Source organism: Streptomyces poriferorum (genome assembly GCF_019399235.1).
Lineage (GTDB): Bacteria > Actinomycetota > Actinomycetes > Streptomycetales > Streptomycetaceae > Streptomyces > Streptomyces poriferorum.
The window spans coordinates 1-6492 of the sequence record NZ_JAELVH010000345.1; the positions used below are offsets into that span (position 1 = coordinate 1).

At 71.1% G+C, this 6492-nt stretch carries 5 protein-coding genes and 1 pseudogene; all 6 read right to left on the bottom strand.

Annotated elements, in window-relative coordinates:
• Positions 1-835: pseudogene (locus tag JGS39_RS35230) on the bottom strand (ATP-binding protein); the annotation flags it as partial.
• Positions 836-1243: 408 nt separating this feature from the next.
• Positions 1244-2239 carry an alpha/beta hydrolase gene (locus JGS39_RS35235; protein ID WP_219573834.1) on the bottom strand — a complete coding sequence of 332 codons (996 nt, stop codon included), beginning with the start codon at positions 2237-2239 and terminating at the stop codon, positions 1244-1246.
• Entirely contained in the window at positions 2236-2949 is a 714-nt protein-coding gene (locus tag JGS39_RS35240; protein ID WP_219573835.1) for a C39 family peptidase, read from the bottom strand. The genes JGS39_RS35235 and JGS39_RS35240 overlap by 4 nt, the downstream gene beginning before the upstream one ends.
• Positions 2950-3146: 197 nt before the next feature.
• A complete protein-coding gene (locus JGS39_RS35245; RefSeq protein ID WP_219573836.1) occupies positions 3147-4169 on the bottom strand; it encodes an ArsR/SmtB family transcription factor in 1023 nt (340 codons plus the stop codon).
• Between the two features lie 222 nt (positions 4170-4391).
• Complete coding sequence (locus JGS39_RS35250; RefSeq protein WP_219573837.1) at positions 4392-5651, bottom strand: MBL fold metallo-hydrolase; 1260 nt, start codon at positions 5649-5651, stop codon at positions 4392-4394.
• A 99-nt stretch (positions 5652-5750) separates the two neighbouring features.
• Positions 5751-6191, bottom strand: a complete 441-nt coding sequence (locus JGS39_RS35255; RefSeq protein WP_219573838.1) for a PPOX class F420-dependent oxidoreductase — start codon at positions 6189-6191, stop codon at positions 5751-5753.
• Positions 6192-6492 lie beyond the last annotated feature (301 nt).

The window sequence follows — 6492 nt, forward strand, 5'->3', positions numbered from 1 at the left end:
CGACCTCGGCGATCGCCGAGCGCAGCACCTCCGTCATGGTGACCGGGTTGCTCCACTGCCGCCGGGAGACCGCGCCCCCGAGGACGGCGAGGTTCTCGGCGTGCCGGCGGATGCGCGTGGCCAGGTGGTCGACGTGGAAGAGCCCCTTGAGCAGATCGGGGTCCTCGACCTGGTGCTCCAGCTCGTCGAGCAGCTGGATCTCGCGGTGCACGAGCGACTGCAGACGGCGGGCGAGATTGACGAAGACCTCGACCTTCTGGTCCTCGCCGGTGTGTTCGGACAGCCGGGACAGCCGGGATGCCTGGACGACGGCGGCCACGGCTCCGTCCTGCTGGCGTCCCAGCTCCTGCGCGAGGAGCTCGAAGGGGTCGCTGCCGGGGGCGACGGCCTGCGGGGTGCGCCGCGCGGGCACGGGTTCGCCGTTGCGGAGCTGTTCCACCACCCGTTGCAGATCGGCCTGACCCTGGACGCTGGTCCGGCGCAGGGCCAGGCAGCGGCCGAGGACGGTGGTGGCGACCCGGTTGGCGGCCAGGAAGGCGGCCACCATCGCGGCGGCCGCCAGCGCGCCCGCTGCGCCGAGCGCCGTCCAGAGCTCCCTGGACGGGCGGACGCCGCCGGAGCGGGCGGTGAAGATCACCGCCGCGGTGCCCGCCAGTGCGACGGCGACAGCGGGCAGCACTGCGGTGCGCAGGAGTTGGGGGCGTATGCGCGCCTCGGGAGACGGCCGGGCAGCGCGCGGCCTGGCCGCGGCCGAGTGGGAACGGGGACCCGGTCGGCCGTGCCGCCCGCCCTCTCGTCGTTCCGGTCGCGCGTCGGGTGCGCGAAGTTGAGACATCAGCGTCCTCGGTACGTGGGGCCCCAGGCATCGGCATTCATGTGGTGGCACCTACGGTGGTCGGTCGTTCTCGGGTCATCGGCCGGGCAGGCTCGGAGAATATGAGCCCACCGTTGATCACCGGGCACACACGGTAGTCGCCCGGTGCGAGGACGCGACGGGCAGTTGTGGAACTTGCCCGCCATCCGTCCCGCTCTGGTATGACCTCTCGCACGAGCGACCGATTCCGTCGGGCGGATTCCCGGCGGACCGGCACCCGATCGGCGGTAGCGCGGCCCAGGAAGGCAGTGCCGCTCACGGACACGGCAAGCCCCCTCGATCGCGCCGAGGGGGCTTGCCGGGTGTGCGAGGACGCTGCGCCCTTGCGGAGTACGGGAGGGCGCGACACGGTGCGGAATGCGCGGGTTGCTACGCCTTGCGGAGTCTGGCGATGATGCCGTCGAGGTCGCGCTGGAACATGTAGTCGCGGAAGACGTGCCCGCCGGGCTCCTCGTGCCACTCGTGCGGGATGCCCGCGGCGCCGAGCAGCGCGCGGAACTCCCGCTGTCCGGCCAGCACCTGGTTCTCGTTGACCTGGTCGAACCAGTTGACCGGGTCGGGGCTGGTGCCCGCGACCAGGAAGACCCGCTTGTTCCGGTAGCTCTCGATCCGCTCGACCGGATTGTCGGCGCTGACCCGTGCCTCGTCCCACAGCGGAACGCCGTAGACCGTACCGCCGGCCAGTTCCACCGCGGCCGAGGAGGCGTTGGCCCAGTGACCGACCAGGCCGGCGTCACGGCGCAGACTGGCGGGGCCGGAGTGGGCGCTCACCGAGGCGAAATGACCGTAGTACTTGGCCGCGTACTTCAGCGCACCGAATCCGCCCATCGAGAACCCGGCCACGGCGCGGCCGTCGTATTCGGCGTACGTACGGAAGTTGGCGTCGATCCAGGGCAGCAGCTGAGCGATGTGGAAGGTCTCCCAGTTCCGGGGCCCGGCGTTGGAGCTGACCGGGTTGGAGTACCAGCCCGCGTGTCCGCCGTCGGGCATCACGACGATGACCGGCCTGCCCGCCGTCCACGCCCGGATGCCCGCGCGGTCGAACGTGATGAAGTCCTGGTCGGTGCCGCCCCCGTGCAGCAGGTAGAGCACCGGGTAGCGGCGGCCTTCGGTGTGGTAGCCGTCGGGCAGCAGGACGTTGACCGCCGGGTTCCAGCCGACCGCGTCGGTCGCGAAGCGGTAGTACCGCATACGGGGGTCGCCCTCGTTGCGGTCCACGATGCGCAGCCCGAAGCCGTCGCCCGCGGCACTGGCGGCCGTCGCCGTGGCGAGGACACTCCCGGCGCCCAGCGCCATGGCGGCGGAGAGGCCGCCGGCGGCCCTGATGAGGCTTCTGCGCGTGGGACGGTACTCATGCGCGCTCATGCCGAGTAGCCCTTCGGCGGGATCAGCGTCGCGAGCTGATCGAAGGAGATCCAGTAGATCTGATTGCCGCTGAAGGACGCGGGGTCGGCGATGAGAACGGTGCGGTCCACCTCGTCGTAGCCGAAGACGGTGAAGTAGTGGTAGATCGTCTGGTCCGACGGGTAGCCGGGCGGCTGATTGCCGGGCGGGGCAACGATGTTGGCCACCAGTGGGTAATTGCGGTCGATGTCGAAGACGATGTCGTACCAGAGCAGGTCCCGCTGGGCCTGGGTCGGCGGATCGTTCGGCATCTCCTTGGTCTCGTACCAGCCTCCGCCGAGGTTCGAGTTGAGGACGTTCGTGACCTGGCCGATGTGATCGGTGCCGTTCTGGGTGGTGCCGAGCTGCCAGGCCAGGTCTCCCTGGCTGGGCGGTGCCATCCGGGCGGAGAGCGCGATACGGGTGGCCGCCGGACCGCACCAGTAGCCGGTCTCCTGGACCTGGTAGTCGATCTGCAGCCAGTGGGCGCTCTGAGTTCGGCCGGCGGCGACCTCCAGCCGGGTGCCGGGCTTGTTCTGCCCGCTGACGACGGCCGTTCCGGCCTTCGAGCCGTGGGCGAGCACGGACACGGACGCGGGGTGCGGAACGGGGGATGCCTGGGCCAGTGTGGGCTGGAGAAGGGCTCCGGCGGCGGCGACGGCGATCGCGGTGGACACAAGTCTCTTGCGCATGAAGGCTCCTGAGGAGGGTGGGGGTGGCCTTGCGGGCAGAAACGCATTCGTGAAGCGCCCAGTTGTGCGGGGCAGCGGGAATCAGCGTCGCCGTTGCCGCGCGAACGACGCAAGCGGTGAAAGTCCTGGCTTACGCCGGTACTTGAGTGCCTGTCATGCTCCGGCGCCGCCATGCTCCGCGGCTCACGCTCCGGACGTCACGCTCCGCGCTCCGGCGAGCTGCCGGCCCGTTCCTCGGCAGCCAGCAGGGCCCTGCCCTCCGCCGTCGCGATATGGAAGGAGCGTCCGGCCTTGCGTACCGTGACGACCAGCCCTGCCGCCCGCAGTACGTTCAGGTGCTGGCTCACGGCGGGGTGCGTCACGGCCAGGAGGCGGGCGGCCTCGACGGTGGAGCATCCGGTGCGGGTGGCGCGCAGGATGCCCGCACGGGTGTGCCCGAGGAGCGGCCCCAGGGGCCCGGCACCATCGGAGGAACGGGACCCGGGGGCGGGGGCGGCGGTTCCGGCCCAGTCCGCGGCGCGATGAATGGGATAGACGAGAACGGGCGGCAGATCCCCGTCGGCCAGCGTGATGGGCGTCGGCCAGCAGAAGAACGACGGCTGGAGTACGAGACCCCGTCCGCACAGGCGCAGTTGCTGATCGACGGGATATGCCACTTCCAGGACGGGCGGGCGCCAGCGGAACTGCGGTCCGAGTCCGTTCAGCAGCCCCTCGGTCCCTCCGTCGAGCAGGCTGTGCAGCCGGACGGCGCGGTCCGCGTCGATATGGGCGTGGACGCGCTGCCAGTACGGGGCGAGGGCCTCACGCTGGTACGTGCCCAGCGCTCCACCCAGCCGCCGGAGCGAATCAGTGTCTCCTCCGGCCAACGACCCTACCCAGCTGGGCAGTTGGAAGGATGCTGCCAGATGGGTCAGGTCGGTCCGCAGCCGTGGCCGCGGGGTGCTCATCAAGGTGTCGAGGGCTGCCTGCAACGTGGCGCGGTCGCCGGTCGTGGGGGTGAGGAAATCGGGCGAGTAGCCACGTGGGGGCAGCAGCGAGGAGAGCAGCCGGGGCGTGTCGGAGAGCCGTGGCCGCACCCAGCGGCGCCAGGCACCGAACACCCTTTCGCCATCACGCCGTTGAAGGGTCTGGACGCTGTTGCTGATCTCCCAGAGGAAGTCCGGGCCGGGGGCGACTCTGACCCTCGCCAGATCCTCGGACGTGAAGTGCACCCGCAGCATGGCCGCTCCCCCGGGATGTGAGCTCCTCCGGGCGCAGCGTACCGCCGTTCGACCGCCGTCCGCCCTGTACGGGCGTCACGGCACCGGCCGCCCCGCAGCCCCCTCATCCCGTACGCACGTCATCGCGTCCGCCGCCCCGCAGCCCCCTCACGTACGGACGTCATCGCGCCGGCCGCCCCGTTGCGGCACCCCCGGAGAGGGAAGGCGGCCGGCGCGCCCGGCTCACGCCTGGGGAGCCCGGTCGAGGTCGGGGGTGGCTGCGGCCTTGGCTCCGCCGGGAAGCTGCACGTGCACCGGGGGCCAGTTGCCCCATCCCGGTGCCGGTTCGGCGGCCACACCGCGCCACCACGGCTCGACGGCCGGCGTATCGGCGGGCTCGAAGGGCTGGCCCGGTCGCGGGGCCGCCATCGTCACTCCGGCGAACTGCGTGGCGCGCATGGACCATTCGGCGGGTTCGGCCCAGGGGTGAAGGGCGAGATTGAACGTACCCCAGTGGATCGGCAGCATGACGCCCGCCGACGGGTCGTCGCCCTGGAGGTCGAGGTGGGCCCGGACCCCCTCGTCGGGGCTCATGTGGATGTCCGGCCAGGCGCCGGGTTCCGGCCTGCTGTCCGTCCGGTCCTTCGGCCAGTACTGGCTGTACGCACCGATCTGGATCATGGTCGCGTCGAAGGGGCCGTGCTGGGCGCCGATCTCCCTGAACCCGGGAAAGTAGCCGGTGTCACCGCTGTGGTAGATCCGGTGTTCGGGCCCCGCGACGGCCCAGGACGCCCAGAGGGTGTGCTGCTGGTTGCGCAGACCCCGGCCACAGAAGTGCCGGGCGGGTGTGGCGGTGAGGCTGATTCCGGCGACGGTCGTGGACTCGTTCCAGTCGAGCTCGTGGATCCGGTCCGTGGGCACGCCCCAGCGCTCCAGGTGCGCACCGACGCCGAGCGGCACCGCGAAGACCGTGGCGGTGTCCGCGAGGGAACGGATCGTCGGAAGGTCGAGGTGGTCGTAGTGGTCGTGCGAGATGACCACCACGTCGACCGGGCCGAGGGTGCCGAGCGGCACCGGCGCGGGGTGCACCCGCTTGGGCCCGGCGAAGGCGAAGGGTGAGCAGCGCTCGCCCCAGACCGGGTCGAAGAGTACGCGCCGTCCGTCGATCTCGGCGAGCACGCTGGAATGCCCCATCCAGGTGAGCCGCAGACCGGAGGCGGGCGGCTCGGCGAGGTCGGCGAGGGTCGTGGCATGCACGGGAACGGTCCCCGTCGGCGCCCTGAGGACCCGCTCCTCCTTGCGGAAGTAGACCTTCGCGAACTCCAGGGCCGACCCGGAGGGCCTGATCCTCGCCCCCACCGGGTTCTGGAAGGTCCCGTCGGCGAAGTTGGGGGAACGACGGATGCGCTCCATGCGTGCGCCGTCCGGGTCGGCCCCGAAGGCTGCGGGACGCATCGCACGCAGTCTGGTGCGGAGCGGAAGCTTGGAGTCAGCGCCGGTCACAAGGTCTCCTGAGGGAGTCGGTATCGTCTCATTATGGACAGGGGGGACGACTGTGCGAGAGCGGAGCACCCAACGGGATGGCGCTCCGGTTGGACCCGTTCAGCCACGCTGCTGCCCGTACACATGCTCGACATGGAGCCGTAGGACGATCCGCCGGTCCCTGACCATGGCTTTGCGGTAGTCGTCCCAGTCGGGGTGCTCGCCCTGGACATCGCGGTAGAGCGTGATCAGTTCCGCCACCGTGGCGTCGTCGGGATCGGCGGCCACCGGGCTCAGCTCGGCCGTGCCGTCCACGACCGTCCAGGCCCAGCGGTCCTGGCTGGTCACGTGGTAGCTCGCCCGCGGGTCCCGCGCCAGGTTCCGGGTCTTCGCCCGGCCCTCGGTGACCGAGACGCGGACGATGCGCTCATCGGGGTAGTAGAAGTGATTGACATTGGAAAGCTGCGGTCTGCCGTCCCGCCTGAGCGTCACCAGCACACCGCCGCCCTCCTCGGCGACCAGCCGTAGCAGTGCCTGCTGCCGTGCATCGAATCCCGTCATGCCGAATCCAACGTCCGGTCCGCCCGCAGGATTCCGCATCCGGTGGCGGCTCGTTCCGCATACGTCCGGTTCCAGCCATCGCCGGGGGGCTGCCGACACCCGTACCGGGGCGCGGTCGGCGCCTGCCCCGCCGACGGACTCCGGCCACCGGCCGGCCGTCCGGCAGAGGCCGCATTGACAGTGCGCTCCCGGCTCCCAATACTGACTGGCGATTCAGTAAAAGATCGTCGGCCGGCCTCGGGGCGGCGGGTCGGCTCCCCCGGAATCCGGGGCTGCACCCGGGCCCCACCCGGGCCTGCAC

Bases quoted from the DNA above. Each gene is read 5' to 3' on its own strand.
- JGS39_RS35235 (WP_219573834.1), bottom strand. From the start codon at position 2,239: ATGAGCGCGCATGAGTACCGTCCCACGCGCAGAAGCCTCATCAGGGCC.
- JGS39_RS35240 (WP_219573835.1), bottom strand. From the start codon at position 2,949: ATGCGCAAGAGACTTGTGTCCACCGCGATCGCCGTCGCCGCCGCCGGA.
- JGS39_RS35245 (WP_219573836.1), bottom strand. From the start codon at position 4,169: ATGCTGCGGGTGCACTTCACGTCCGAGGATCTGGCGAGGGTCAGAGTC.
- JGS39_RS35255 (WP_219573838.1), bottom strand. From the start codon at position 6,191: ATGACGGGATTCGATGCACGGCAGCAGGCACTGCTACGGCTGGTCGCC.